Here is a 24,823-nt window from a genome sequence, read left to right as displayed (position 1 = left end):
GCGACGGCAATCAGGCGGTCGCGGGCAGCCGCACCCGGAACGTCGTGCCGACCCCGGGCTCGGACTCGAGGTCGACGCGGCCGCCGTGCTGCTCCACGATCGCGAGCGCGATCGAGAGACCGAGCCCGCTGCCCGGGATCGCCCGCTCCTGGGCGAGCGAGGACCGGAAGAAGCGGCTGAACAGCAGCTCCTGCTCGTGGGCAGGGATGCCGATGCCGGTGTCGGCCACGGTCAGCACGACGTCAGGCCCCTCCGTCGCGAGGGAGACGTCGACCCGGCCGCCATCGGGGGTGAACTTCACGGCGTTGCCGGCCAGGTTGATCACCACCCGCTCGAGCATGTCGCGGTCGCCGAGGAAGGGCACCGCCTCGCCGGGCAGGTCGACGTCGAGGACGACCCCGCCTCGCTCCAGCGCCGGCGCCACCACCGCGCACCCGTCCTCGACCACCTCGCGCAGGTCGATGAGGCGGGCGATCATGCCGAGCCCGCCGTCCTGGATGCGGGAGAGGGTGAGGAGGTCGTCGATCAGCGACAGCAGGCGGGTGCTGTTGGTCGCCACCCGGTGCACCGCGTCGAGCTGCTCGGGGGCCAGGCCGCCGTACGCGCCGTCCTCGAGCATCTCGACGTACCCGAGGATGCTGGTGATCGGCGTCCGCAGCTCGTGGCTGACGCTCGACACGAACGCGTCCTTGGCGCGGTCGATCTCTCGCAGGCGCTCGACGGCCTGGCGCTCGGCCTCGAGCGACTCGACCAGCCGGTTCTCCGCCTCCACCCGCTCGGTGATGTCCTCGGAGGTGCTCACGTAGCCGATGACGGCGCCACGGTCGTCGGTGATCCGGTTGAGCGACATGGAGTGGCTGCGCTCCTCGCCGTCCTTGCGGACGAACTTCATGTCGCTCGGCCCGCGGCCGATCAGCGAGCCGGCGACCGCGCGGAAGTCGTTGTCGACGCCGAGCTCCGCCGCCTTCTCGGCGATGCCGTCCGGACTGTGCAGCATCCGCGAGTCCCGCCCGAGCACCTCCTCGGCCGCGTAGCCGAGCAGGCGCTCGGCGCCGGGGTTGAAGAGCGTGATCCGGGCGTCGGGGTCCGAGCCGATGATCGCGACACCGGTGGTGCCGTTGACGATGCTCTGCACCCGGTCGCGCTCGGCGGCGACCTGGCGCGCGTACTCGAGCTGGTCGCCGACGCTGAGCACGAAGGGCACGACGACCAGCGCGCAGTCGATGATGAACACCGAGAGCAGGATGTTCTGCACGTCGACCGGCAGCCCGTAGCGCGCGTCCACGTGCGCGAACGGGCCGTTGCCGCGGGTGGTCAGCGCGATCGCGATCCCGAGGGTGAGGAAGAGCTGGGCGATGGCCTCGTAGGCGCCGCTGCGCAGCGCGCCCCAGGCCAGCACCGGCAGCAGCATGAAGACCATCGCCGGGAAGTCGTCGAGCAGGAAGATGATCGGGGTCAGGGTGATGAGCAGGAGCCACTGGGAGGCGCGTTCGTACGCCGGCGCCACGCCGGTGTGCGGGCGGAGCCGGCAGAAGAACGGCGTGACGGCCAGCTGCGAGGCCAGGCTGGAGCAGCCGACGGCGAGGGCGAACAGCCACGGCGTGCCCCATCCGGTGACCAAGCTGGTCAGCAGGGCCACCGCACCGATCACGAGGAAGCCGACCGTCGAGGCGACGATGTAGCGGGCCAACTCGGCGACGGAGTAGAGGTCCGGACGACGTCGTACGCCGCCGGTCAGGATGTGGAAGACCACCCAGGTCTCGACGACGATGCCGAGCGCCAGCCCGAGCGCCACGTCGGCGGGCCGGTCGGTCCAGATCGTGCCGAACGCGATCAGCCCGACCAGCACCAGCACGACCGGCGTCGGCGGTCGGGTCGTGACGAGCAGGGGTGCCAGGGCCAGCGCCACCGGCCAGATCCCGATGGCGTAGCCGCCCTCGGGCGAGCCGTAGACGGCCAGCGCACCGAAGACCGCCGCGGCAGCCAGGAGACCGGCGGCCGGCATCCACGACTCACCGATACGCCCTCTCACGGCCTCCCACCCTTCCGCCGCCAACACGTCGCCCCATCTTCGCGCCCCCGAGCGCGCTGTGGGGCACGACCTGCCGAGCCCGGACACACCGATGGCCTAGGTTGAGCAGATGACCACGGAGCGCAGGGACCACGACGTCGTGGTCGTCGGAGGCGGGCACAACGGACTGGTCGCCGCGGCCCTGCTGGCTCGCGCCGGCCTCTCCGTGGTGGTCCTCGAGCGGCTCGACCACGTCGGCGGGGCCGCGGTCTCCGGCCAGGCCTTCCCCGGCCATCCCGCACGCCTCTCGCGCTACTCCTACCTCGTCTCGCTGATGCCCGAGCAGCTCATGGCCGACCTCGACCTCGACGTGCGGCTCGCGTCGCGGTCGGTCTCGTCGTACACGCCCACGCTGCGCGACGGCATGCCCGGCGGGCTGCTGGTCGAGCGCACGGCGGGCGAGCAGACGGAGAAGTCGTTCCGCACGCTCACCGGAGGCCCCGACGAGCACGCCGCCTGGGAGCGCTTCTACGCCGTGGTCGGCGACCTCGCCCGCGTGGTCGCGCCGACCCTGCTGCAACCGCTGCCGGCCGAGCGCGAGATCCGCGACCAGGTGTCCGCGGAGGTCTGGCGGGACCTGGTCGAGCGTCCGCTCGGCGAGGCGATCGAGCGCCGCTTCGCCGACGACACGGTGCGTGGCGTGGTCGCCACCGACGCGCTGATCGGCACGTTCGCGTCGCTCAACGACGAGTCGCTCGTCCAGAACCGCTGCTTCCTCTACCACCTCGTCGGCAACGGCACGGGCGAGTGGCGGGTGCCGATCGGCGGGATGGGCGCGGTCACCGATGCCCTCGCTCGCGCCGCCACCGAGGCCGGGGCCGAGATCGTCACGTCGGCCGGCGTGAGCCGCATCGACGCCGACGACGACGGCGCCGAGGTCACCTGGCACGACGGCATGCGCTCCCACACCGTGCGCGCCCGCCACGTGCTCGCCAACGTCGCCCCCTGGGTGCTCCGGATCCTCCTCGGCGGCCCCGAGGAGCCGGAGACGAAGCCGCAGGGCGCCCAGCTCAAGATCAACATGCTGCTCGACCGGCTGCCGCGGCTGCGGTCCGGCGTCGACCCGGAGGTGGCCTTCGCCGGCACCCTCCACCTGGCCGAGGACTACTCCCAGCTCGAGGCGGCGTACGCCGACGCCGCGGCGGGCCGGGTCCCGTCCACGATGCCGGGCGAGATCTACTGCCACTCGCTCTCCGACCCCTCGATCCTCGGGGACGCCGCAGCGGGCACCCACACCCTCACCTACTTCGGCCTGCACACGCCCGCGGCCCTTTTCGACGCCGACCCCGAGGGCGCGAAGCGGCTCGCCGTCGAACGGGCGCTGGCCTCGCTCGACGAGCACCTCGTCGACCCGATCGAGTCCTGCCTGGCCCACGACGCCGACGGCCGGCCGTGCCTGGAGGCGAAGATCCCCCAGGAGATCGAGAGGGATCTCGCGATGCCCGGCGGGCACATCTTCCACGGCGACCTGGAGTGGCCGTGGGCGCCCAACCGCGCCCGCCTCGACACCCCCGCCCAGCAGTGGGGCGTGCAGAGCGACATCGCCTCGGTCCTGGTCTGCGGCTCGGGATCGCGGCGCGGCGGGGCCGTCTCGGGCCTCGGTGGGCACTCGGCGGCCCAGGCCGTGCTGGGCTCGATCTGAGGTTCGGGACCGGACGAGGCCCTCGATTTTTACCGGCGGACTCCCGCTGGTAGAGTTCACGTCGCTTCGGGGTGACGCGAAGCGGAGCGCCATTAGCTCAATTGGCAGAGCAGCTGACTCTTAATCAGCGGGTTCGGGGTTCGAGTCCCTGATGGCGTACCAGACAGAGGCCCTCTCCTCCGGGAGAGGGCCTCTGGCGTTCTCCGGCGGCCTCGGGAGCCCTACGCTCGGCAGGTGCCGTCGAACCTCCTGTCCTTCGGGTCGCGCAACAGCGTGCTGTCGCTGTGGTCGGACTCCTCGGTCCTCAGCATCGGGTCGGTCGGCTCGGTCGCGTCGCTCGGCAGCGTGGGAAGCTTCGCCTCCCTGCTCTCGGTGGGCTCGTCGATGAGCCGGCTCTCGCTGCTCTCCCACCAGAGCGACGGCTCGGTGCTCTCCCACCAGTCGCAGCGCTCGATCCTCTCCAGCCAGAGCCAGCGCTCCCGGGGTCGGCACCGCGACACCGGCGATGTCGCGACCCTCCTCGGGCCGGGCATCACGCTGGCGGCGCTGGTCGCCGCAGGCACGGCGTACCGGGTGCTGCGCCGACGCTGACGGCATGACTGCCGCGCGCCCGGGCACCGGACGCGCATGGCACTCCGATCTCTCTGGTGGGACCGCAGCACGACACCGACCCCGCAGCCCCCGACCGACGTCACCGGCGAGTGGGACGTCGTCGTGGTGGGCGGCGGTCTGACCGGCCTGACGACCGCGGGCCTCTTCGCCCGCGCCGGACGGTCGGTGCTGGTCGTCGAGGCCCGCCACGTCGGCGCCGGCACCACCGGCGGCAGCACGGCGAAGGCCAGCCTGCTGCAGGGCACCCACCTGTCCGGCGTCGCCCGCAAGCACTCGCACCAGGTCCTGCGGCAGTACGCCGAGGCCAACCGCGAGGGGCTGGCCTGGCTGGACCGGTTCTGCACCCAGCACGGCGTCGAGTGCGACGCGCGGCCGGCGTACACCTATGCGACCACGGCCGGCGGCGAGTCGTCCGCCCGCACCGAGCTCGACGCGCTCGAGGCGGCCGGCATCGAGGGCGCCCATTGGGTCGACCGACCGCCACTCCCCTTCGAGACCCGGGGCGCGGTCTGCCTGCCCGACCAGCGCCAGGTCGACCCCGTCGCGCTCGTCGCGGCGCTCGCCGAGGACGCGCGGGCCCACGGCGCCACGATCGTCGAGGGCGCCCGCGTGCAGAAGGTGCACGGCCGCGAGCCCACGCTCGTGGTGACCGAGCACGGCACCGCGTCGGCCGGGCTCGTGGTCGTCGCCACGAACATGCCGATCCTCGACCGCGGCGGCTTCTTCGCCCGCGCGACGCCGGCGCGCTCCTACTCGATCGCGTTCCGCACCGAGACGCCCGCCGTCGACGGGATGTACCTCTCCGCCAACGGACCGACCCGGTCGCTGCGCGACGTGGTCGATCCCGACGGCACGAGCCTGCTGCTGGTCGGCGGCGACGGCCACCGCACCGGCTCGGCCACCTCCGAGACCGGGCACCTCGAGGCGCTGCGGTCCTGGACGCACGAGCACTTCCCGTACGCCGTCGAGACCCACGCCTGGTCGGCGCAGGACTACATGAGCGCCAGCGCCCTGCCGTACGTCGGGCCGGTGCTGCCGGGCGTCGAGCACCTCCAGGTCGCGGGGGGCTACTCCAAGTGGGGCCTGACCAACGGCGTGGCCGCGGCGCTCGCGATCGCCGGCCGGGTGCTCGGCGACCACCAGGCCTGGGCGACGGCGTACGACCCGTGGCGCGCCCACGAGCTCGCCGGCCTGCCCGGCGCCGTCAAGGCGAACGCCGAGGTCGGCGTCGAGATGGTGGGCGGCTGGCTGCGCCACCTCAACCCGGGCCACGACGAGGGAGCCGGCGAGGTGTCGACCGTGTGCACCCACCTGGGCGGCATCGTGCGGTGGAACGACGCCGAGGAGAGCTGGGACTGCCCTCTCCACGGATCCCGCTTCTCTCCGGACGGCAGCGTCCTCGAGGGGCCGGCGACGTGCGGGCTGCGGCGGCGCCGCTGAGGGGCATGCTGGACCCATGGAGATCGAGCAGGCCGTCGCCGCCGTCCGCGCCAACTCACACGCCGTGCTGACCACGCTGCGCCAGGACGGACGACCACAGCTGTCCAACGTGCTCGTCGGCGTCGGCGACGACGGGCTGCTGCGGGTGTCGACCACCGCGGACCGCGCGAAGTACGCCAACCTCCGCCGTACGCCGTGGGCGGCGGTGCTGGTCGACGGTGAGAGCTTCTGGAGCTACGCCGTCGTCGAGGGCGATGTGACCCTCTCCGAGGTCGCCGCCGACCCGCACGACGCCACCACGGAGGAGCTCGTCGCGCTCTACCGCTCGCTCGGCGGCGAGCACGACGACTGGGACGACTACCGCGCCGCCATGGTCCGCGACCGGCGGGTGGTGGTGCGCATCTCCCCCACCCACGCCTACGGCGCGCTGCGCTGACCACGCTGACGTAACCGCTCCGGGGCGGCGCTCGTTGGCCCCGGCATGTGGACACCGCGCGTCGTCGCCTTGGCCGCCCTCGTCGTCGGGCTGGCGCTGGCCCCGCCCGCCGAGACGAAGCCCGCGCCGCCGTGGGCGGCGGCCGCGACCGCCTCGATCCATCCGGGCACCCAGATCTACACCGCCGGGGCGCAGTGCACGGCGAACGTCGTCTTCCGCGACCGCGCCGGCCGGGTCTACGTCGGGTACGCCGCCCACTGCGCCGGCACCGGCGAGGCGACCGACACCGACGGCTGCCGGGCGGCGTCGCTGCCGCTCGGCACGCCGGTGACCTTCAACGAGGGCGGCAACCCGACCGACGAGGGCACGAGGATCGCGACCGGCCGGCTCGCCTACTCCTCCTGGCTCACCATGCAGCGACTCGGTGAGACCGACCCCCTCGCCTGCGCCTACAACGACCTCGCGCTCGTGCGGGTCCGCACCCGGGACGTCGCGAAGGTGAACCCGTCGGTGCCCTTCTGGGGTGGCCCGACCGGCATCGACACCGACGGCACCGCCGCCGGCGATCGCGTCTGGACCTACGGCAACTCCAGCCTCCGCTTCGGCATCACCGCCCTCTCGCCGCACACCGGCATCAGCCTCGGCGACGACGCGGCCGACGGCGGCTGGTCGCACCCGCTCTACACCGTCACCCCCGGCGTGCCGGGTGACTCCGGCTCCGCGTTCCTGAGCGCGGACGGCACGGCGATCGGCGTGCTCTCCACCCTCGGCCTGGCCCCGCTGCCGGCGTCCAACAACATCGGCGACCTCGCCCACGAGCTCGGCTACGCCCAGCAGCACTCCGGTCTGCGCGGGCTGCGGCTCGTGAAGGGCACCGAGCCCTTCCAGGCACCGCTCTGAGCGTGCCGGAGGACTTTTTCCACGGCTCGTACAACATTCGGACACGCCCGGTCCAAGTTTCCCCCACAAGCATCGACCGCCCTCTGCGCGCGTGTGACGGTTGTCCAGAACCGTTCACCAGTCTTGGGAGCTCCACCGATGCACAACCTCGCCCGCACCCTCACCGTCGCAGCGCTGCTGCCGGCGGCGCTCGTGATCGGCGCGACGCCGGCCATCGCCGGCAACGGCAACCCCGGCGGCAACAACGGCACGATCAAGCTCAGCGAGGTCGGCGGTCCCGAGGACCAGAGCAACGACCCGAAGCTCGCGTGCACGTTCGAGATCCAGTGGTACGGCTTCGACCAGCGCGCCGACCTCTACTCCGACGTCACCTTCCAGGGCCAGGGCGGCGACGCCGGCGTCGGCATCACGGTGACCGGCTCCACCCACGTCTTCATCGGCCAGGACGCCGCCGGCGGCGGCACCGACCTCGACGCCACGCAGGTCTACACGCTCGCGTTCGACGCCCTGGCGGCCAACGCGGTGCAGGGCTACCACGTGAAGGTCGAGACCGCGAACGGCGGCTCCCAGGGCAACGACCTGAAGTCCAAGGTCTTCCACGTCGGCCCGTGCGCCATCGAGACCGGCCCGGCCCCGGAGCCCGAGCCGACCCCCGAGCCGACGCCCGAGCCGACCCCCGAGCCGACCCCCGAGCCGACGCCGGCGCCGGGGGACGGCCCCGTCACCTCGGACCCGACGCCCATCGCGCCGGTGGTCCCGTGGACCTGGGACTGGACCTACGCCGACCCGACCTGCAGCGCGCTGACCGTCGACTACCCGGCGAACATCCCGGACGGCCAGGCCAACGACGTCAACGTCCGGTTCGAGACGGCCACCGGCTCGTTCACCCTCAACTTCCACAACAACACCGGCACGTGGAACGGCCGCACGACCTTCGCCTTCGCCGCCCACCCGCAGTGGCCGGCCGGCCTCACGGCGTACGACGTCGTCTGGGTGCAGGTCGGCGGCACCAACTACCACTGGCAGGGCAGGGTCGCGTGCGGCACCTCCGCGCCGGCTCCCGCTGACGTGGCGGCCCCGGCGGCGCCCGCCCCGGCTGCTGCTCCGGCGGCGGCCGCTGCTCCAGCCGCAGCCCGCGAGGCGCGGGTCGCCGGCTTCCGCACCGCGACCGCCACGGTCAAGCGTGGCGCGGCGCCGAAGGCGGACTGGGTCGCGGTCAGCGACACCGACGCCGACACCGTCGTGCTGCAGCGGCTGAAGAAGGGCACCTGGGTCTCGACCTCGCAGGCGACGATCCTCGCCGACGGGTCCGCGAGGGTGACCTTCCCGCGGCTGACCAAGAAGGGCAGCTACCAGTTCCGCGTCGTCGTCGACGGCACCGCGAGCAAGCCGCTGGTCGTCAAGGTCCGCTGAGGTTCGGGCCGCGTCGCCGGCGCCGTCGGAATCACCGGTGCACCGGTGATTCCGTCACTTCTCGGCCGTTGCAACGCCTGAGAAGTGACAGCAGAGCCTGAGGAGTCCGGCGCCACCGGGAGCGGCAGGCGCGCGGGAGCAGGGCGAGGCCCCCGTGGCCGGGACGAGCCGTCAGAGGTAGAGGCCGGTCGCCTCGTCGCCGATCCGCTCGGCGGCGACGGCGTGGACGTCGCGCTCGCGCATCACGACGTAGAGCTCGCCGTGGACCTCGACCTCGGCCTTGTCCTCGGCGTCGAAGAGCACCCGGTCGCCGACCTCGACGGCCCGGGCGTGCGGGCCGACGGCGACCACGCGCGACCAGGAGAGCCTGCGGGCGCCCATCGCCGCGGTCGCCGGGATCACGATGCCGCCCGAGGAGCGCCGCTCCCCGGCGTCCCGGTCGACCTCGACCAGGATCCGGTCGTGGAGCATCTTGATGGGGGTCTTGCTGGACACGAGATCAGCCACGGTTCAGCGGACGACCCGGCGGACGACGACGAACAGCGCCACGACGCCGACGACGACACCCGCGGTCTTGAGGATGTTGTCGGTGCGCGGCTGACCGGTGCGCGAGTCGACGAAGTGCGCCTTGATGCTGCTCACCTCGCGGCTGGCGATGGTCTTGGGGTGCACCCGGTAGAGGAGCTGGTCGATCGTCGCGGCCAGGTTCTCCCTGGTCTCCTCGATCTCACGCTCCAGAGCGGACAGCGACTGGTCCTGGCCCACGGGTTCTCCTCGTTCTCGACGGACGGTTGAGGTTACCAACGCGGCGGTACCCCGGTCAGGGGCGGGGCAGCGCCGTCCGCGGGTCGAAGCCGAACGGCAGCTCGAGCCGGTGCGCCCGCATCAGCTCCTCGTCGGTCAGGACGTCGTACGTCGCGCCGTCCGCGACGACCGTCCCGCCGCTGAGCACGACCGAGCGCGGGCACAGCTCGAGGGCGTACGGCAGGTCGTGGGTCACCATCAGGACCGTGACGTCGAGCGAGCGCAGGATGTCGGCGAGCTCGCGCCGGGAGGCGGGGTCGAGGTTGGACGACGGCTCGTCCAGGACGAGGATCTCCGGCTCCATCGCGAGCACGGTCGCCACCGCGACCCGGCGCCGCTGGCCGAAGGAGAGGTGGTGCGGCGGGCGGTCGACGTACTCCTCCATGCCGACCTGCTCCAGCGCGTGCATCACGCGACGGTCGAGCTCGGCGCCCTTGATGCCGAGGTTGGCCGGCCCGAAGGCAACGTCGGCGCGGACCGTGCCCATGAAGAGCTGGTCGTCGGGGTCCTGGAAGACGATGCCGACCCGGCGCCGGATCTCGGCCAAGTGGGCCTTCTCGACCGGCAGCCCACTGACCGCGACGCTCCCCGCTCCGGCGGCCAGGATGCCGTTGAGGTGCAGCACGAGCGTGGTCTTGCCGGCGCCGTTGGGGCCGAGCAGCGCGACCCGCTCTCCGCGGTGGACGTGCAGGTCGACGCCGAAGAGCGCCTGGTGCCCGTCGGGGTAGGCGTAGGCGAGGCCGCGGACGTCGAGGACCGGGGTGCTCATCGGGGCATCCTCCCGGTGTAGCCGCGCGACAGCATCGCGAGGTGCACCCGCTCGCCGCGCTCGTAGGACCGGATGAAGAGGGCACCCGCGGAGCGGGCGAGGACCGGCCAGTGCCGGGGGTTGCGGGCCGAGAAGCCCCGGGACTCGCGGGCGACCTTCATCCGCTGCATCTCGCCGGTGACGACGTCGAGGTAGCGGACCATGAAGGCCATGATCTGGACGAGCTGCTGGGGCACCCGCAGCCGCTCGAGGCCGAGCAGCAGGTCCTGCGGCTCGGTGGTGGCGGCGAGCGTGAGGCTGGCGAGGACGCCGAGGGTGCCCTTGATCAGCAGCGCGACGCCGGCCTCGAGGCCGTGCTGGCTGACGCTGACGCCGAGCACCTCCGTCTGCGGGCCGGTCGCCACGAACGGCAGCAGGACCGCGAACACCACGAACGGGAGCTCGACGACGGTCCGCTTCAGCAGGTACGCCGGCGGCACCCGGCTGGCGCCGATGACGACGGCGAGCAGCACGGCGTACGCCGCGAAGGCGAGGTAGGCGTCCCGCGGCGTCGCCACGACGACGACCATGAAGCCCAGCAGGGCCAGGACCTTCAGGTGCGCCGGGGCGCGGTGGAGAGCGGAGTGGCCGTGGAAGTGCAGCTTGTGGCCGTGCCCGGCGCCCACCTCAGGACTGCTCGCGCTGGTGCCGGCGCCGCAGGGCGTACGTGACGCCGCCGGCGAGTCCCAGGACGACGAGGACGCCGACGACGCCCGTCACGCTGCCGTAGTCGCCGAGCAGGCCGTCGCGGGACTGCTCGGTGTGGGCGAAGCCCTGGTCCTCGGCGACCTTGGTCAGGCCGTCGGGGTCGCTGTCGGCGAAGCGGCTCACGACGCCCGCGAGGACGAGCGCCACCGCCGCGATGCCGAGCACGACCCAGGCCGTCGAGACCCGCTTCATGCGGCGACCTCCGCCTTCTTGATGACCAGCTCGCGCCGCGCGAGCAGCGGACGAGCGCCGCGCACGAGGTCGGGACGGACCGCGACGATCGCGCCGACGGCCAGGCCGGTGATGACGCCCTCGCCGATGCCGATCAGTGTGTGCACGCCGAACATCGCCGTCATCAGCGTGTCGAGCGGGATGTCGGCGGTGCCGCCGACCGCGTAGAGCAGCACGAACACCAGCGCCGCGACCGGCACCGAGACGAACGCCGCGATGCCCGCCTCGACCGGCACGAGCGACATCCGCTTGGGCAGGAGGACCTGGAGCAGCCTGAAGACCAGCCAGCCCACGACGACGGTCGAGACCGCCATCAGCACGATGTTGGTGCCGAGGGCGGTGATGCCGCCGTCGGCGAAGAGCAGCGACTGGACGAGGAGCACGACGCTGACGCAGAGGATGCCGGTCCACGGTCCGACCAGCACGGCGGCGAGCGCGCCGCCCATGAGGTGGCCGCTGGTGCCGGCGCCGACCGGGAAGTTGAGCATCTGCACGGCGAAGATGAAGGCGGCGACGAGGCCGGCCATCGGCGCCGTCTTGTCGTCGAGCTCGGTGCGGGCCTTGACCAGCGCCACGCCGACCGCGGCGACCGCGACCACGCCGGTGACGGCCGAGGTCGGAGCGTCGAGGAAGCCGTCGGGGACGTGCATGGGCGCTCCTGCTCTAGCGGATAGGTTGAGACCGTCTTCGTGCGCAGCCTACGTTATTGCAAGTCACTCGCAACAAGGAGTTCACCCCGTGACCGAGCGTCTCTCCCCCGGCGACACCGCTCCCGAGTTCACCCTCACCTCCGACACCGGCGAGGACGTCGCGCTGAGCGACTTCCTGGGCCGCAAGGTGATCGTCTACTTCTACCCGGCCGCGATGACCCCGGGCTGCACCAAGCAGGCGTGCGACTTCACCGACTCCCTCGACTCCCTGCAGGCGCAGGGCTACGAGGTGGTCGGCATCTCCCCCGACAAGCCGGAGAAGCTGGCGAAGTTCCGCGAGCGCGACGGGCTGACGATCACGCTGCTCTCCGACCCCGACAAGGCGGTGCTCGCCGACTACGGCGCGTTCGGCGAGAAGAAGCTCTACGGCAAGACCGTGGAGGGCGTCATCCGCTCCACCGTGGTCGTCGACGAGGACGGCAAGGTCTTCCTCGCGCAGTACAACGTGAAGGCCACCGGCCACGTCGCCAAGCTCCGCAAGGACCTCAAGCTCAACCTCGCCGACGAGCAGCCGGGCAACGGCGCCTGAGCCGCGCCGTGCGAGACTGACGCCGCTCAGCCGGAGTGGTGGAATTGGCAGACACGCAGGTTTTAGGTACCTGTGCCTTCGGGCGTGGGGGTTCAAGTCCCCCCTTCGGCACACGACCTCGTCAGCGATTCGCACTCCCCGAGTGACCGTCGTCACTACAGTCCGCGCATGGACTCCGCGCTCACCACCGTCGCCCTCCCTATCGCGCTCGGGCTGATCATGTTCGGTCTCGGACTCTCCCTGACCCCCGACGACTTCCGTCGGGTGGCCAAGGCGCCGAGGGCGGTGGGGGTGGCGCTGGCCTGCCAGCTGGTCCTGCTGCCGCTGGTCTGCTTCGGCCTCGTCAAGCTGCTCGACCTCGACCCGCTCCTGGCGGTCGGGATGATGTTGCTCGCCGCTTCGCCCGGCGGCACCAGCGCCAACCTCTTCAGCCACCTCTTCCGGGGCGACGTTGCGCTCAACGTCAGCCTGACCGCGGTCAACTCGGTGATCTCGGTCGTCACGCTGCCGCTGATCACCAACTTCGCCATCGACCACTACGACCTGGGCGAGACCGTCACCCTGCCGTTCAGCGAGGTGCTCCAGGTGTTCGCGATCGTCCTGGTGCCGGTCCTGATCGGGATGCTCGTGCGGGCGCGGTCGCCGAAGTTCGGCGAGCGGATGGACCGACCGGTGCGGATCGGCTCCGCCGTGGTCCTGGCCGTGCTGGTGACGGCGATCCTCATCGACCAGCGCGAGAACATGCGCGAGTACCTGCTGGACGTCGGGCTGGTGGCCGGTCTCTTCTGCGCGATCTCCCTCGTGGTCGGGTACGTCGTCCCGCGCGTCGCCGGCGTGGACGAGAAGCAGGCGATCGCGTCGTCGATGGAGATCGGCGTCCACAACGCCACGCTCGCGATCTACGTCGCGGTCGAGGTGCTGGACGACATCGCGATCTCGGTGCCGGCCGGCGTGTACTCGCTGTTCATGTTCGCGTTCGCGACGCTGTGGGGACTGCTGCTCACCACGCGGCTGGTCAGGACGCCTCAGCGGGCCTGACCGTCCTCCTCGCGCAGCCGCGGCACGGTCGTCCCTTCCGGCTTGATGCCGACCTTGTCGGCGTAGAACTCCCGGATCCGGTCCATGTCGGCGACCACGTCGCCGGAGAGCGCGAACGTGGGCCCCCAGCCGACCGTGCGCGACGGCGCGTCCAGGAAGGCCAGTGTGATCGGCAGCCCGGTCTGCTGGGAGATCCGGTAGAAGCCGGACTTCCAGTAGTCCCCGCTGCTGCGGGTGCCCTCGGCCGCGATGCCGAGGAGGAAGGTCTCGTCGGTCTCGGCCTCGGCGAGCAGGCGCCGGATGGTCTCGCCGGGGTTGTCCCGGTCGAGCTCGACGGCGCCGGACGCGCGCAGGATCGGTGCGAGCGGACCCTTGAAGAGCGAGTCCTTGACCAGCAGCCGGATCTGCACGTTGTTGTCCCACGCCAGCAGCATCGTGAGCACCCAGTCCCAGTTGGACGTGTGCGGGGCGCCGACGAGGATGCCCTTGCGCGGCACCGAGCCGACGGTCCGCCACCGCGACAGCCTCAGCAGCAGCCGGGCGAGGTTCCTCCGGACGAGGAAGTGCCGCGTCATCCCAGGATCCGGGCGACGATCGGGGCGATCCGCCGCAGCGCCCAGCCGCGGTGCGAGATCGCGTCCTTGTCCTCGCGCGGCAGCTCCGCGGTGCTGAGCCCGGGCCGGTCGTCGGCCTCGAAGAGCGGGTCGTAGCCGAAGCCGCCGTCCCCGCGAGGTGCCCGGAGCACCCGGCCCGGCATCACGCCGCTGGCGAACTCCTCACCACCGGGGTGGCAGAAGGCCACGGCGCAGTGGAAGTGGGCGGTCCGTCGCTCGTCCGGTACGTCGGCGAGCTGGGCGAGCAGCAGCTCGTTGTTGCGCTCGTCGCTCTTGGGCGGGCCCGACCAGCGCGCCGAGAGCACGCCGGGCATGCCGTTGAGCGCGTCGACGCAGATCCCGCTGTCGTCGGCGAGCGAGGGCAGCCCCGTGGCCAGCAGCCCGGCGCGCGCCTTCAGCAGGGCGTTGCCCTCGAAGGTGGGCTGGTCCTCGACCGGCTCGTCGTAGCCCTCGACGTCGTCGATGCCGACGACCTCGATCTCGGGGAGGTGCTCGCGGAGGATCCGCTCCATCTCCTCGATCTTTTTGCGGTTGCGCGAGGCGAGGAAGACGCGCGTCACGAGCCCAGCGCCTCCCTCTGGATCCGGGTCAGGTCGGCGCAGCCCTTCTCGCCCAGCGCCAGCAGCGCGTCGAGCTCGGCCCGGTCGAACGCCGCACCCTCGGCGGTGCCCTGCACCTCGACGAACTTGCCGTCGCCGGTCATCACGATGTTCATGTCGGTCTCGGCGCGCACGTCCTCGACGTAGGGCAGGTCGAGGCGCGGCGCGCCGTCGATGATCCCGACGCTGACCGCCGCGACGGACCCGGTGAGCGGCTCGCCGGTCAGCGCGCCGGTCGACCGCAGGTGGGCCACCGCGTCCGCGAGCGCGACGTAGGCACCCGTGATCGCCGCGGTGCGGGTGCCGCCGTCGGCCTGCAGCACGTCGCAGTCGAGCTGGATGGTGTTCTCGCCGAGCGCCCGGTAGTCGATCACCGCACGCAGCGAGCGGCCGATCAGCCGGCTGATCTCGTGGGTGCGGCCGCCGATGCGGCCCTTGACCGACTCGCGGTCGGAGCGGGTGTTGGTCGACGCCGGGAGCATCGCGTACTCGGCCGTGACCCAGCCCAGGCCGGAGCCCTTGCGCCACCGCGGCACGCCCTCCGACGCGGACGCCGCGCAGAGCACCCTCGTCCGGCCGAACTCGACGAGCACCGACCCGGCCGCGTGGTCGAGCCAGTTGCGGGTGATCGTGATCGGGCGGAGCTCGTCGTCGGCGCGACCGTCCTCGCGCGGGGTGGTGTTCATGGGACCGACCCTAGTGGCCGGTCACTTCACCTCGGCGCGCAGCACCCGCCACAGCCCGAAGCCCAGGGGCAGGCCCAGCCAGAGGATGCCGGACACGACCAGCTGCGCCCAGTCCTCACCGCTGCTCGACCAGTCCCAGATCGCCGTCTGGGCGGACTGGAAGTCGATCCACGGCGCGATGTCGGCGAACCAGTCCATCAGCGTGGAGCCGAGGAAGAAGAGGCCCGGCAGCAACCACTTGTAGGCGAAGAACACGACGATCGCGGCGGCGGTGTTGAGGAAGAGCGCCGCCAGCGCGAAGCCGCCCAGCATCGCGAGGACCTGGGTGATCAGGAACGCCGCGAAGTCGGGCCAACCGAAGGTCCAGTCGGTGTGCCCCTGGAGCAGGCCGTAGACGACGTTCGCGACGAACCCGACCGCGATCGAGAACGCCACCGTCGCCAGCGTCAGCAGCACGCCGACCAGCATCTTCGCGACGATCACCAGGGACCGGCGGGGCTCGAGCGCGAAGGTCACCATCGCCGTGCGCTGGGTCCACTCGGTGGTCATCACCATGATCCCGAGCACCGGCAGCAGGAAGGAGGTGAGGAACGCGGCGGTGCCGATGAAGTCGCCGAACTCCATGGGCTCGTCCTGGACGGCGGTGACCCACACGGCGATGATCTCGGCGAGGAGTACGAGCACGCCGATCGCACCGAGGAGCCAGAAGCCGGCCCGGGTGTCGTAGGACTTGCGCAGCTCCACCCGCACCAGTCGCGAGAACGGCGTCGGGGTGGTGCCGGACAGGTCGATCGTGGCGGCGGTCATCTCACTTCACCTCCGCGCGGAGCACGCGCCAGAAGCCGATCACGAGCGGGATGACCAGCCAGATGACGCCGGAGACCGCCAGGTGCGCCCACTCCTGGCCGGAGACCGAGCCGTCAGTGTCGAACAGCGGCACCTGGGCGTTGTTGAAGTCGATCCAGGGCTGGATGTCGTGGAACCAGCCGATCAGCTCGGCGCCGATGCCGAAGATGGTCGGCAGGATGAACGAGTAGGCGAAGTAGAGCACGATCGCGGCGGGCGAGTTCAGCAGCAGCGCCGCGAACGCGAAGCCGGTGAGCATGCCGAACACCTGCAGCAGCAGGAAGAGCAGGGTCTGCTTGACCGTGAAGTCCCAGTCGGCCGGGATGTCGGACAGCGCGTCGAACACGGCGGTGCACACGGTCGCCAGCAGCAGCGTGACGAGCACCGCGGCGACGGCGTAGATGATCCCCACGACGAGCTTGGCGACGATCACGAGAGTGCGGCGCGGCTCCAGCGAGAACGACACCATCGCGGTGCGCTGGCTCCACTCGCTGGTCAGCAGCAGGATGCCGAGCACCGGCAGCAGGAAGCCGATCGAGAACGAGGTCGACGTCAGGAAGTCGTTGAAGCCGACCTCGAGGTCCTGCGCGAGCGCCACCGAGACCTGGATGACCATGACGAGCGCCGTCACCACGGCGATCGAGATGAGCAGCCACAGGCCGGAGCGGGTGTCGTAGGTCTTGCGCAGCTCGGTGCGGACGAGGCGGGAGAACGGCGTGGGCGCCGTGCCCGAGACGTCGAGGGCCGGCGTGAGGGTCGCCGTGCTCATGCCACGGTCTCGCGCTGGGTCTCGGCGGTCAGCTCGAGGAAGAGGTCCTCGAGCCCACCCTCGCCGTTGCGCAGGTCGGTCAGCACGACACCGGCCTCGAGCGCCGTGCGGCCGACCTCGACGGTCTCGGCGTCCACGCGCAGGCCGTCGCCGGCGCTGGTGACCGTGACGCCCTTGGCGGTCAGCGCCGCGGCGAGCGCTTCGTTGTCGAGCGACGTGGCGAAGGAGTGCACGCCGCCGGTGGCGGCGTTGGCCAGGAGCGACTTCTTGTCGCCCTGGGCGACGATCCGGCCGTTGCCGATCAGGATCATCTCGTCCGCGATCTGCTCGACCTCGTGCAGCAGGTGGCTGGAGAGCAGCACGGTGCCGCCGCGCTCGGCGTACCCCTTGAGGAGACCACGCATCCAGCGGATGCCGGCGGGGTCGAGCCCGTTGGCCGGCTCGTCGAGGATCAGCACCGACGGGTCGCCGAGCAGCGCGTGCGCGATGCCGAGGCGCTGCTTCATGCCGAGGGAGTAGTTGCGGATCCGGCGCTTGGCCTCGGCCTGGGTGAGCGAGACCATCTCGAGCATCTCGTCGACCCGGGTCTTCGGCAGGCCCATCGAGAGGGCGCCGAGCTCGAGGACCTCGCGGCCGGTGCGGCCGCCGTGCTGGGCGGACGCGTCAAGCAGCACCCCGACGTGGCGGCCGGGGTTCGGGATGTCGTGGTAGTGGTGGCCGCCGATGGTGACCGACCCGGCGGTCGCGGGGGTCAGGCCGACCATCACCCGCATCGTCGTGGTCTTGCCCGCACCGTTGGGGCCGAGGAACCCGGTGACCCGTCCCGGCTGGCAGACGAAGCTGATGTCGTCGACGGCGGTGAACGCGCCGTACTTCCTCGTGAGTCGCTCCACGGTGATCATGGCCCCAGCCTGCCGTACGGCGCGGGCCCGGCGCATCGTCCTCCGGGCGCGTCGGCGGCAGACGAAAGTAGGGGGCCGCCGGAGACCGGCGACGGGTCCGTCCCCGCCGTGCGGACGCCTAGCCTGTCCGGGTGGAACGCCCGAGCCCCAGCGAGTACCAGCCGCCGCTGACCCGCTGGAGCCACGTCTGGCGAGTGGCCGTGATGCTCACGATCAGCGCGATCGTCTGGGTGCCGTCGGCCGACCAGGAGGCCGACACCTCCGACTGGTGGTGGCTGCTGGACGTGGCGCTCGGCCTCACGGCGTACGTCGCCGTCTTCCTGCGCCGGCGTCACCCGCTCGCGATCGCGTCGGCGCTCGGCCTCCTCAGTGCGGTCTCCGGGATCGCCGCCGGGCCGGCGACGCTGGCCGCCGTCTCGCTCGCCACGCGACGGCGGTGGCGCGAGATCGCCCTGGTGGGCTCGATCAACTTCGCGGCGTCGCAGCTGTTCAGCACGGTCACCGCCAGCAGCACGGACCCGGTCTGGTTGGTGCTCGCCGCCAACGCCGTCGCCACGGCCGCGATGCTGGGCTGGGGCATGTACATCGGCTCGCGACGTGAGCTGATGTGGACGCTGCGCAACCGCGCCGAGCGCGCCGAGGCGGAGCAGGAGCTGCGCGTGGCGCAGGCCCGGAGCAACGAGCAGGCCCGGATCGCCCGCGAGATGCACGACGTGCTCGCGCACCGGATCTCGCAGATCTCCATGCACGCCGGCGCGCTGGAGTACCGCGCGGACCTCAGCCCCGACGAGATGCGGGCGAGCGCGGGCGTGATCCGCGCCCAGGCCCACCAGGCACTCACCGACCTGCGCGACGTGCTCGGAGTCCTGCGCGACGGCGACGGCGAGCGGGCCCCGCAGCCGACGTACGGCGACCTCCCGTGCCTGCTCGCCGAGGCGCGCGAGTCGGGGATGCGCGTCGAGCTCGACGACCTCGTGCTCGGCGCGGTGCCCGACGGGGCCGGACGGACGGTCTACCGGATCGTGCAGGAGGGGATCACGAACTGTCGCAAGCACGCGCCCGGCGCGCTGCTCTCCGTGCGGGTGACCGGCTCCGCGGAGGACGGCATCGACGTGCTGCTGCGCAACCCGATCGGCTTCGGGCCGACCCGGACGCCAGGCGCCGGGCTCGGCCTGGTGGGGCTCGCCGAGCGCGCCGAGCTGCGCGGCGGACACCTCACCTCCGGCCGCGACGGGTCGACGTTCGTGCTGCACGCGTGGATACCGTGGGGAGCATGAACACGCGGGTGCTCGTCGTCGACGACGACCCGCTCGTGCGCTCCGCCCTCGGTCTGATGCTCGGTGGCCAGGAGGACCTCGAGGTGGTCGGCGAGGCCTCCGACGGGCTCGACGGCCTCCGCCTCGCTGCGGAGCTGCGGCCCGACGTCGTGCTGATGGACATCCGGATGCCACGTCTCGACGGCCTCGAGGCGACCCGCGAGCTGCACGCCCGGCCCACTCCCCCTCGGGTGATCGTGCTGACGACCTTCGACGCCGACGAGTACGTCGTGGCCGCGCTGGCCGCCGGCGCCGACGGCTTCCTGCTCAAGGACACCCCGCCCGCGCAGATCGTGGCCGCGATCCGCAAGGTCGTGGACGACGAGCCGATGCTCTCCCCGTCGGCCACCCGCTCCCTCATCCGCCGGCTGCGCGACGACGAGGTGGCGGACGCCGTGCAGCAGCGCACCGCCCACGCGACCGAGATGCTGTCCACGCTGACCGAGCGGGAGCGCGAGGTGGCGCTGGCCGTCGGCCGCGGCCTGAGCAACGCCGAGATCGCCGCGACGCTGCACCTCTCGGTGCCGACCGTGAAGGCGCACGTCTCGCGGCTCTTCGACAAGCTGCAGGCCACCAACCGCGTGCAGATCGCGATCTGCGTCCATGACGCGGGGTTGGCGTAGGTGGTGGTGGTAGCGGCGGTGGCGGCGGCGGCGTTTCATCAAGGGATGAAGGTGGACCGGCGCTCCCCTCGACGAGCTCGCCCTGGGAAGCGCGGCTTCGACCTCATCCCTTGATGAAACGACACCGCGGCGAGCCGAGACGCCAGCCGCCAGAACCGCCCGTCAGATCTCGTACGACGCGCCGGGCCGCGCGAGCTCGAGCGGGCCGTCGTACGCCGCGCGGGCCTCGGCGAGCGCGTCCTGCGGGTCGTGCCAGGGCGGGACGTGGGTGAGCACGAGGCGGCGCACGCCGGCCCGGGCGGCCACCTGGCCGCCGTCGGCGCCGGTGAGGTGCAGGTCGGGCGGGTTGGGGTCGCCGGTGCGGAAGGACGCCTCGGCGAGGAAGAGGTCGACGTCGCGGGCCAGGTCGTCGAGCACCGGCGTCGGGCCGGTGTCACCGCTGTAGGCGAGCGTCGCGCCGTCGGCGGCGACCCGGAGTCCGAAGGCGTCGACCGGGTGCGTCACCGGCACCGGCGTCACCGTGAACGGGCCGATCTCGACCGGTCCGTCCCAGGTGCGGAAGTCGAACTCGTGCGTCATGCCGGGGTCGAGCGGCAGGTCGTAGGCGCGGGCCATCCGCTCGGCGGTGCCCGGCGGGCCCCACACCGGGATCCGCGGCTGCGCGCCCGTGGGGTGGTACTTGCGCATCACGTAGTAGCCGCACAGGTCGAGGCAGTGGTCGGCGTGCAGGTGGCTGATCAGCACGGCGTCGACGGCGAGCGGGTCGGCGTACCGGTGCAGCGCGCCGAGCGCGCCGTTGCCGAGGTCGAGCAGCACCCGCCACGTGCGGCCCTCGGCCTCCGCCTCCACGAGGTAGCAGCTCGCGGGCGAGTCCGGGCCCGGGTAGGAGCCCGAGCAGCCGACGACCGTGATCCTCATACGAGGCCCCCCACGAACTGGCTGGCGCCGTGCAGCTCCGGGCCGAGGAAGCGACGCCCGATGGACTCGAACTCACCGGGGTCACCGGTGGTGAGGAAGGTGTAGGTCGGGTCGCCGCCGGGCCGCATCAGGCCGGTGCTGGCGAGCATCCGGTAGACGTCCTTGGCGCACTCCTCGGCGCTGCTCACCAGGGTGACCTCCTCGCCCATGACGTAGGAGATGACGCCCGTCAGCAGCGGGTAGTGCGTGCAGCCGAGGATCACGGTGTCGACGCCCGCCACCGTCAGCGGGTCGAGGTACTCGTGGGCGGCCGCGATCAGCTCGTCGCCGCCGGTGATGCCGGCCTCGACGAAGTCGACGAAGCTCGGGCAGGGCTGGGTGACCAGCTGCACGTGGGGGGCGGCGGCGAACGCGTCGTCGTAGGCCTGCGACTCGGCGGTGGCGCGGGTGCAGATGACGCCGATCCGGCCGCTGTGGCTGGCGGACACCGCGCGCCGGGTCGCGGGGAGGATCACCTCGACGACGGGTACGTCGTAGCGCTCGCGCGCGTCGCGCAGCATCGCCGCGCTGGCGGAGTTGCACGCGATGACCAGCGCCTTCACGCCGAGCGCGACCAGGTGGTCGAGGCACTCGAGCGCGTACTCGCGGACCTCACCGATCGGCTTCGGGCCGTAGGGCTGCCGAGCCGTGTCCCCGACGTAGACGATCGACTCGTGCGGCAGCTGGTCGATCACCGACCGGGCGACGGTGAGCCCACCGAAGCCGGAGTCGAAGAGGCCGATCGGAGCGTCGGCGCTGGTCAGGTCGTGCACGGGGAAAGGCTAGAGCGTCCGAGGCCCGGATCGGGCGGCACGCGACCGAGGTCACCAGAGATGCCGGTCACGACGGCGTCGCCGGGTACCGTCGGCGGGTGCTCTCTCCTCGGACCGCACTGGTCGCTGCCCTCACCTGCCTCGTCGTCGCCGCGCCGGCCGCGGCCGGCGCCCTCGAGCCGCCGCCGCGCACCGACCCGCCGCCCGCATCCGCGGTGGCCGAGCGCGTCCTGGCGATCTCCGTCGACGGGCTCAACCCCCAGGCGATCCGCCGGCTCGGCAAGGCCGGTGCCCCCACGTTCCACCGCCTGATCGCGGAGTCGGCCGGCACCCTCAACGCGCGCTCGGAGCAGGAGCTCAACATCACCCTGCCCAACCACACGAGCATGGTCACGAGCCGGCGCATCGACCGCCGGTACGGCGGCCACGGCGTCACCTGGAACGTCGACCTCCCGGGCACCACCGTCCAGGCCGCGGCCGGCCACCCGGTCTCGTCGGTGTTCAGCGTGGTCCACGACGCCGGCGGCGCGACCGCGCTCTACTCCACGAAGAGCAAGTTCACGCTCTTCGAGCGGTCCTGGCCGGACGCGGTCGACAGCGTCGTGATCGACGAGAACCAGGCGCGGCTGGTGCGCCGAGCGCGCACCGACCTGCTCTCGGCCGACCGGGAGTTCACGTTCCTGCACGTCTCGCTCCCCGACCGGGCCGGGCACGCCAGCGGCGGCATGAGCCCGGCGTACCTCGACGCGGTGCGGCGGACCGACGCCCACCTGCGCACGGTCCTGCGGACGATCGAGCGCGATCCGGTGCTCTCCGACGAGCTGGTCGTCGTGCTCACCGCCGACCACGGGTTCCAGCGCGGCCGCCGCGACCACTCCGCGAAGGTCTACGCCAACTACCGGATCCCGTTCTTCGTCTGGGGCGAGGGCATCGAGCCCGGCGACCTCTACGACCTCAACCCCGACTACCGGGACCCCGGCACCTCCCGGCCCGGGTACGCCGGCCGGCAGCCGGTGCGCAACGGCGACCTGGGCAACCTCGCCCTCGACCTCCTCGGCCTGACGCCGATCCCGGGCAGCGAACTGGACGCCGACTACTCCCTCGACGTGGAGTAGCCGCGAGCCCTCACGCCCAGAGCTGGCCCTCGAGCCGGTCCTCGGCCTCGTCGATCGTGCCCTCGTAGGCGCCGGTCGAGAGGTACTTCCAGCCGCCGTCGGCGACCACGAACGCGATGTCGGCGCTCTCGCCCGCCTTGACCGCCTTGGCGGCCTGCCCGAGGGCGGCGTGCAGGATCGCGCCGGTGGAGATGCCGGCGAAGATGCCCTCGAGCTCGAGCAGCTCGCGCACCCGGCGGACCGCGTCGCGCGGACCGACCGAGAAGCGGCTGTCGATGAGCGAGGCGTCGTAGAGCTCGGGCACGAAGCCCTCGTCGAGGTTGCGCAGGCCGTAGACGAGCTCGCCGTACCGCGGCTCGGCGGCGACGATCCGCACCTCGGGCTTCGCGGACCGGAAGAACCGCGAGACGCCCATCAGCGTGCCGGTGGTGCCGAGCCCGGCCACGAAGTGCGTGATCGAGGGCAGGTCCTCGAGCAGCTCGGGGCCGGTGCCGTGCTCGTGCGCGAGCGCGTTGGCGGCGTTGCCGTACTGGTAGAGCATGACCCAGTCCGGGTGCTCCGCGGCGACCCGCTTGGCGACCCGGACCGCCTCGTTGGAGCCGCCCGCTGCGGGCGAGGAGACGATCTCGGCGCCCCACATCCGCAGCAGCTGGCGGCGCTCCTCGGAGGTGTTCTCCGGCATCACGCAGACGATCCGGTAGCCCTTGAGCTTCGCGGCCATCGCCAGGGAGATGCCGGTGTTGCCCGAGGTCGGCTCGAGGATGGTGCAGCCGGGGCGCAGCGTGCCGTCCTTCTCCGCCTCCTCGATCATCCGCAGCGCGGGGCGGTCCTTGATCGAGCCGGTCGGGTTGCGGTCCTCGAGCTTCGCCCAGAGGCGTACGTCGGCGGACGGCGAGAGCCCCGGGAGCCCGACGAGCGGCGTCCCGCCGACGGAGGCGAGGAGGTTGTCGAAGCGGGTCATCGCAGGAAGGTCTCCGGGTCGAACGTGTCGAGGGGGATGATGCGCACCCGCGGCAGGGTCACGTTGAACGCGCCGACCTCGTCCTCGAGGTCGTGCACCTCGATGCCGAGCCCGTCGAACTGGGTGCTGGCGTACTCGCGGAACGCGAGCACGCCCACCTTGCGCGAGCCGTCGGCGAGCCGGTCGAGGTGGGCGGCGAAGTCGGCGTCGTGGCTGACCAGCAGCACGTCGGCCTCGTGCGCCAGCAGGGCGTCCAGGGTGCGCTGGATGCCGACGTCGACGACCTTCTCGTCGCTGCGCCCGGCGAGCGGCACCGGCCGGTAGTCCATCGCCAGGAGTGCCTGGACGAACGCCCCGGGCAGCTGCCCGTTGGAGGCGTTGAGGAAGAACAGGCCGGTGACCGGCTGGTCCCACAGCTCCTCGGCGTACGTCGTGACCCGCTCCCAGCGCGGCCGCTCCTCGGGGAGCGGGCGCCGGTTGAGCAGGGAGTTGCCGAGCGTCGCGTCGATGTTCTCGCCGTCGACGAGGACGAACGTGCGCCGGCCGGTCACGGTCAGCCGCCGGCGACCGCGGGGAGCACGACGACCTGGTCGCCGTCGCTGAGCTCGGCCTCGAGGCCGCCGATGAAGCGGACGTCCTCGTCGTTGACGTAGACGTTGACGAAGCGGCGCAGGTCGCCGTTCTCGATCAGACGCTCCCTGATGCCCGGGTGGTTGGCCTCCAGGTCGTCGATCAGCGCGCTCAGGCTGGCGCCGTCGGCGGAGACCGCCTTCTCGCCGCCCGTGTAGGTGCGCAGGATGGTCGGGATCCGGACCTCGATGGCCATGTGTGACTCCTCAGTTGCTCGTCGACAGACCGTCCACGACGGTGACCTCTTCCTCGGTCACCTCGCCGTCGACGATCCTGTAGGACCTGAACTCCACGGGACCCTCGTTATTCCCGTGCTCGCGCGTGCTCACCAGCACATAGTGTGCCCCCGGCTCGCTCGCCAGCCCGATGTCGGTGCGGCTCGGGTAGGCCTCGGTCGCGGTGTGCGAGTGGTAGACGACCACCGGCTCCTCGTCGCGGTCCCACATCTCCTTGTAGAGCTCGAGGAGCTCGGTGGAGTCGAACTCGTAGAACGTCGGCGACCCGGCGGCGTTGACCATCTCGACCAGCCGCTCGGGCCGGTCGCTGCCCTCCGGCCCCGCGACGATGCCGCAGGCCTCGTCGGGGTGGTCACGCTTGGCGTGCGCGACGATGGCGTCGTACGTCGCGCGGTCGATGGTCAGCACCGAACCAGCGTAGGGGCGTGACGCAGCCCTCCCGACCACGGCCCGC

At 72.0% G+C, this 24,823-nt stretch carries 30 protein-coding genes and 2 tRNA genes; 13 read left to right on the top strand and 19 right to left on the bottom strand.

The window, feature by feature from the left end; genetic code table 11:
• Positions 1–10: 10 nt before the first annotated feature.
• Entirely contained in the window at positions 11–2,032 is a 2,022-nt protein-coding gene (locus HZF07_RS21195; protein ID WP_157344313.1) for an ATP-binding protein, read from the bottom strand.
• A 109-nt stretch (positions 2,033–2,141) separates the two neighbouring features.
• Between HZF07_RS21195 and HZF07_RS21190 the strand changes: the two genes are divergently transcribed.
• The 7 genes from HZF07_RS21190 to HZF07_RS21160 all read left to right on the top strand — a co-directional run bounded on the left by HZF07_RS21190 (position 2,142) and on the right by HZF07_RS21160 (position 8,514).
• Positions 2,142–3,713 (top strand): phytoene desaturase family protein, encoded by a 1,572-nt coding sequence (locus tag HZF07_RS21190; protein ID WP_157344312.1) that lies wholly within the window; start codon positions 2,142–2,144, stop codon positions 3,711–3,713.
• Positions 3,714–3,799: 86 nt separating this feature from the next.
• Positions 3,800–3,875: transfer RNA gene (locus tag HZF07_RS21185), tRNA-Lys, on the top strand.
• Between the two features lie 72 nt (positions 3,876–3,947).
• Positions 3,948–4,304 (top strand): hypothetical protein, encoded by a 357-nt coding sequence (locus tag HZF07_RS21180; RefSeq protein ID WP_157344311.1) that lies wholly within the window; start codon positions 3,948–3,950, stop codon positions 4,302–4,304.
• A 36-nt stretch (positions 4,305–4,340) separates the two neighbouring features.
• On the top strand, positions 4,341–5,765 hold the full coding sequence (locus HZF07_RS21175; protein ID WP_157344309.1) for an FAD-dependent oxidoreductase: 1,425 nt from the start codon (positions 4,341–4,343) through the stop codon (positions 5,763–5,765).
• A 16-nt stretch (positions 5,766–5,781) separates the two neighbouring features.
• Complete coding sequence (locus HZF07_RS21170) at positions 5,782–6,201, top strand: PPOX class F420-dependent oxidoreductase (protein ID WP_157344308.1); 420 nt, start codon at positions 5,782–5,784, stop codon at positions 6,199–6,201.
• 45 nt (positions 6,202–6,246) lie between these two features.
• Positions 6,247–7,101, top strand: a complete 855-nt coding sequence (locus HZF07_RS21165; protein WP_157344307.1) for a hypothetical protein — start codon at positions 6,247–6,249, stop codon at positions 7,099–7,101.
• A 138-nt stretch (positions 7,102–7,239) separates the two neighbouring features.
• The gene (locus HZF07_RS21160) at positions 7,240–8,514 is read left to right on the top strand and encodes a hypothetical protein (RefSeq protein ID WP_157344305.1); all 1,275 of its coding nucleotides are present in this window, start codon (positions 7,240–7,242) and stop codon (positions 8,512–8,514) included.
• A gap of 171 nt (positions 8,515–8,685) precedes the next feature.
• On the opposite strand, the gene HZF07_RS21155 is transcribed toward HZF07_RS21160, so the two are convergent.
• From HZF07_RS21155 to HZF07_RS21130, 6 genes are read right to left on the bottom strand one after another with little or no spacing between them, the layout of a single operon-like run.
• Complete coding sequence (locus HZF07_RS21155) at positions 8,686–9,009, bottom strand: GroES family chaperonin (RefSeq protein ID WP_434063455.1); 324 nt, start codon at positions 9,007–9,009, stop codon at positions 8,686–8,688.
• 15 nt (positions 9,010–9,024) lie between these two features.
• A complete protein-coding gene (locus tag HZF07_RS21150; RefSeq protein ID WP_181645468.1) occupies positions 9,025–9,279 on the bottom strand; it encodes a DUF3618 domain-containing protein in 255 nt (84 codons plus the stop codon).
• Positions 9,280–9,334: 55 nt separating this feature from the next.
• The gene (locus tag HZF07_RS21145; protein ID WP_157344303.1) at positions 9,335–10,087 is read right to left on the bottom strand and encodes an energy-coupling factor ABC transporter ATP-binding protein; all 753 of its coding nucleotides are present in this window, start codon (positions 10,085–10,087) and stop codon (positions 9,335–9,337) included.
• Positions 10,084–10,752, bottom strand: coding sequence for a cobalt ECF transporter T component CbiQ (gene cbiQ / locus HZF07_RS21140; RefSeq protein ID WP_181645467.1), 669 nt, complete (start codon positions 10,750–10,752; stop codon positions 10,084–10,086). Before cbiQ ends, HZF07_RS21145 begins: the two co-directional genes overlap by 4 nt.
• Before the next feature lies 1 nt (position 10,753).
• On the bottom strand, positions 10,754–11,026 hold the full coding sequence (locus HZF07_RS21135; RefSeq protein ID WP_157344302.1) for a PDGLE domain-containing protein: 273 nt from the start codon (positions 11,024–11,026) through the stop codon (positions 10,754–10,756).
• A complete protein-coding gene (locus HZF07_RS21130) occupies positions 11,023–11,715 on the bottom strand; it encodes an energy-coupling factor ABC transporter permease (protein ID WP_157344301.1) in 693 nt (230 codons plus the stop codon). The genes HZF07_RS21135 and HZF07_RS21130 overlap by 4 nt, the downstream gene beginning before the upstream one ends.
• Positions 11,716–11,803: 88 nt before the next feature.
• On the opposite strand from HZF07_RS21130, the gene bcp reads away from it, so the two are divergent.
• From bcp to HZF07_RS21115, 3 genes are all read left to right on the top strand, one after another.
• On the top strand, positions 11,804–12,304 hold the full coding sequence (bcp, locus tag HZF07_RS21125; RefSeq protein WP_181645466.1) for a thioredoxin-dependent thiol peroxidase: 501 nt from the start codon (positions 11,804–11,806) through the stop codon (positions 12,302–12,304).
• A gap of 29 nt (positions 12,305–12,333) precedes the next feature.
• Positions 12,334–12,415, top strand: a tRNA-Leu gene (locus HZF07_RS21120).
• A gap of 57 nt (positions 12,416–12,472) precedes the next feature.
• The gene (locus HZF07_RS21115; protein WP_157344300.1) at positions 12,473–13,342 is read left to right on the top strand and encodes a bile acid:sodium symporter family protein; all 870 of its coding nucleotides are present in this window, start codon (positions 12,473–12,475) and stop codon (positions 13,340–13,342) included.
• Here HZF07_RS21115 and HZF07_RS21110 read toward each other — a convergent pair.
• Genes HZF07_RS21110 through HZF07_RS21085 form a run of 6 tightly spaced genes read right to left on the bottom strand, consistent with a single transcriptional unit; the run spans position 13,330 to position 17,758 of the window.
• Entirely contained in the window at positions 13,330–13,917 is a 588-nt protein-coding gene (locus HZF07_RS21110; RefSeq protein ID WP_157344299.1) for a 1-acyl-sn-glycerol-3-phosphate acyltransferase, read from the bottom strand. The two genes, HZF07_RS21115 and HZF07_RS21110, sit on opposite strands and share 13 nt — an antisense overlap.
• On the bottom strand, positions 13,914–14,516 hold the full coding sequence (locus HZF07_RS21105) for a non-canonical purine NTP pyrophosphatase (RefSeq protein WP_181645465.1): 603 nt from the start codon (positions 14,514–14,516) through the stop codon (positions 13,914–13,916). The genes HZF07_RS21110 and HZF07_RS21105 overlap by 4 nt, the downstream gene beginning before the upstream one ends.
• Positions 14,513–15,241: a ribonuclease PH gene (rph, locus tag HZF07_RS21100; protein WP_157344298.1), complete on the bottom strand. Its 729-nt coding sequence runs from the start codon at positions 15,239–15,241 to the stop codon at positions 14,513–14,515. Before rph ends, HZF07_RS21105 begins: the two co-directional genes overlap by 4 nt.
• A gap of 21 nt (positions 15,242–15,262) precedes the next feature.
• Positions 15,263–16,048: an ABC transporter permease gene (locus HZF07_RS21095; protein WP_157344297.1), complete on the bottom strand. Its 786-nt coding sequence runs from the start codon at positions 16,046–16,048 to the stop codon at positions 15,263–15,265.
• Position 16,049: 1 nt separating this feature from the next.
• Positions 16,050–16,856, bottom strand: coding sequence for an ABC-2 transporter permease (locus tag HZF07_RS21090; RefSeq protein ID WP_157344296.1), 807 nt, complete (start codon positions 16,854–16,856; stop codon positions 16,050–16,052).
• Positions 16,853–17,758, bottom strand: a complete 906-nt coding sequence (locus HZF07_RS21085) for an ABC transporter ATP-binding protein (RefSeq protein WP_157344295.1) — start codon at positions 17,756–17,758, stop codon at positions 16,853–16,855. Before HZF07_RS21085 ends, HZF07_RS21090 begins: the two co-directional genes overlap by 4 nt.
• A gap of 131 nt (positions 17,759–17,889) precedes the next feature.
• Here HZF07_RS21085 and HZF07_RS21080 point away from each other — a divergent pair, with 131 nt between their 5' ends.
• Together HZF07_RS21080 and HZF07_RS21075 are read left to right on the top strand one after the other, a co-directional pair.
• Positions 17,890–19,035, top strand: coding sequence for a sensor histidine kinase (locus HZF07_RS21080; RefSeq protein ID WP_309504877.1), 1,146 nt, complete (start codon positions 17,890–17,892; stop codon positions 19,033–19,035).
• A complete protein-coding gene (locus HZF07_RS21075) occupies positions 19,032–19,697 on the top strand; it encodes a response regulator (RefSeq protein ID WP_157344293.1) in 666 nt (221 codons plus the stop codon). The genes HZF07_RS21080 and HZF07_RS21075 overlap by 4 nt, the downstream gene beginning before the upstream one ends.
• 162 nt (positions 19,698–19,859) lie before the next feature.
• Here HZF07_RS21075 and HZF07_RS21070 read toward each other — a convergent pair whose 3' ends face one another.
• Positions 19,860–20,615 (bottom strand): MBL fold metallo-hydrolase, encoded by a 756-nt coding sequence (locus tag HZF07_RS21070; protein ID WP_157344292.1) that lies wholly within the window; start codon positions 20,613–20,615, stop codon positions 19,860–19,862.
• Positions 20,612–21,427 (bottom strand): glutamate racemase, encoded by an 816-nt coding sequence (gene murI / locus HZF07_RS21065; RefSeq protein ID WP_181645464.1) that lies wholly within the window; start codon positions 21,425–21,427, stop codon positions 20,612–20,614. Before murI ends, HZF07_RS21070 begins: the two co-directional genes overlap by 4 nt.
• Before the next feature lie 98 nt (positions 21,428–21,525).
• Between murI and HZF07_RS21060 the strand changes: the two genes are divergently transcribed.
• Positions 21,526–22,542, top strand: a complete 1,017-nt coding sequence (locus HZF07_RS21060) for an alkaline phosphatase family protein (protein WP_157344291.1) — start codon at positions 21,526–21,528, stop codon at positions 22,540–22,542.
• Between the two features lie 10 nt (positions 22,543–22,552).
• Here HZF07_RS21060 and HZF07_RS21055 read toward each other — a convergent pair whose 3' ends face one another.
• From HZF07_RS21055 to HZF07_RS21040, 4 genes are read right to left on the bottom strand one after another with little or no spacing between them, the layout of a single operon-like run.
• Positions 22,553–23,503: a PLP-dependent cysteine synthase family protein gene (locus tag HZF07_RS21055; protein ID WP_157344290.1), complete on the bottom strand. Its 951-nt coding sequence runs from the start codon at positions 23,501–23,503 to the stop codon at positions 22,553–22,555.
• Positions 23,500–24,054 (bottom strand): NYN domain-containing protein, encoded by a 555-nt coding sequence (locus HZF07_RS21050; protein ID WP_181645463.1) that lies wholly within the window; start codon positions 24,052–24,054, stop codon positions 23,500–23,502. The genes HZF07_RS21055 and HZF07_RS21050 overlap by 4 nt, the downstream gene beginning before the upstream one ends.
• 2 nt (positions 24,055–24,056) lie before the next feature.
• Positions 24,057–24,329: a MoaD family protein gene (locus HZF07_RS21045; RefSeq protein ID WP_157344288.1), complete on the bottom strand. Its 273-nt coding sequence runs from the start codon at positions 24,327–24,329 to the stop codon at positions 24,057–24,059.
• 10 nt (positions 24,330–24,339) lie between these two features.
• The gene (locus HZF07_RS21040; RefSeq protein ID WP_181645462.1) at positions 24,340–24,777 is read right to left on the bottom strand and encodes a M67 family metallopeptidase; all 438 of its coding nucleotides are present in this window, start codon (positions 24,775–24,777) and stop codon (positions 24,340–24,342) included.
• Positions 24,778–24,823: the final 46 nt, after the last annotated feature.

This window comes from Nocardioides agri (assembly GCF_013778305.1).
In the GTDB taxonomy this organism is placed as follows: domain Bacteria; phylum Actinomycetota; class Actinomycetes; order Propionibacteriales; family Nocardioidaceae; genus Nocardioides; species Nocardioides agri.
Note: the sequence above shows the minus strand (reverse complement) of the source record. Positions and strands in the feature narration are given on the sequence as shown.

Coding starts and splice junctions, on each gene's coding strand:
- HZF07_RS21190 (WP_157344312.1), top strand. CDS start 2,142: ATGACCACGGAGCGCAGGGACCACGACGTCGTGGTCGTCGGAGGCGGG.
- HZF07_RS21175 (WP_157344309.1), top strand. CDS start 4,341: ATGGCACTCCGATCTCTCTGGTGGGACCGCAGCACGACACCGACCCCG.
- HZF07_RS21170 (WP_157344308.1), top strand. CDS start 5,782: ATGGAGATCGAGCAGGCCGTCGCCGCCGTCCGCGCCAACTCACACGCC.
- HZF07_RS21165 (WP_157344307.1), top strand. CDS start 6,247: ATGTGGACACCGCGCGTCGTCGCCTTGGCCGCCCTCGTCGTCGGGCTG.
- HZF07_RS21160 (WP_157344305.1), top strand. CDS start 7,240: ATGCACAACCTCGCCCGCACCCTCACCGTCGCAGCGCTGCTGCCGGCG.
- HZF07_RS21145 (WP_157344303.1), bottom strand. CDS start 10,087: ATGAGCACCCCGGTCCTCGACGTCCGCGGCCTCGCCTACGCCTACCCC.
- HZF07_RS21135 (WP_157344302.1), bottom strand. CDS start 11,026: ATGAAGCGGGTCTCGACGGCCTGGGTCGTGCTCGGCATCGCGGCGGTG.
- HZF07_RS21130 (WP_157344301.1), bottom strand. CDS start 11,715: ATGCACGTCCCCGACGGCTTCCTCGACGCTCCGACCTCGGCCGTCACC.
- HZF07_RS21115 (WP_157344300.1), top strand. CDS start 12,473: ATGGACTCCGCGCTCACCACCGTCGCCCTCCCTATCGCGCTCGGGCTG.
- HZF07_RS21110 (WP_157344299.1), bottom strand. CDS start 13,917: ATGACGCGGCACTTCCTCGTCCGGAGGAACCTCGCCCGGCTGCTGCTG.
- rph (WP_157344298.1), bottom strand. CDS start 15,241: ATGAACACCACCCCGCGCGAGGACGGTCGCGCCGACGACGAGCTCCGC.
- HZF07_RS21095 (WP_157344297.1), bottom strand. CDS start 16,048: ATGACCGCCGCCACGATCGACCTGTCCGGCACCACCCCGACGCCGTTC.
- HZF07_RS21090 (WP_157344296.1), bottom strand. CDS start 16,856: ATGAGCACGGCGACCCTCACGCCGGCCCTCGACGTCTCGGGCACGGCG.
- HZF07_RS21085 (WP_157344295.1), bottom strand. CDS start 17,758: ATGATCACCGTGGAGCGACTCACGAGGAAGTACGGCGCGTTCACCGCC.
- HZF07_RS21075 (WP_157344293.1), top strand. CDS start 19,032: ATGAACACGCGGGTGCTCGTCGTCGACGACGACCCGCTCGTGCGCTCC.
- HZF07_RS21070 (WP_157344292.1), bottom strand. CDS start 20,615: ATGAGGATCACGGTCGTCGGCTGCTCGGGCTCCTACCCGGGCCCGGAC.
- HZF07_RS21055 (WP_157344290.1), bottom strand. CDS start 23,503: ATGACCCGCTTCGACAACCTCCTCGCCTCCGTCGGCGGGACGCCGCTC.
- HZF07_RS21045 (WP_157344288.1), bottom strand. CDS start 24,329: ATGGCCATCGAGGTCCGGATCCCGACCATCCTGCGCACCTACACGGGC.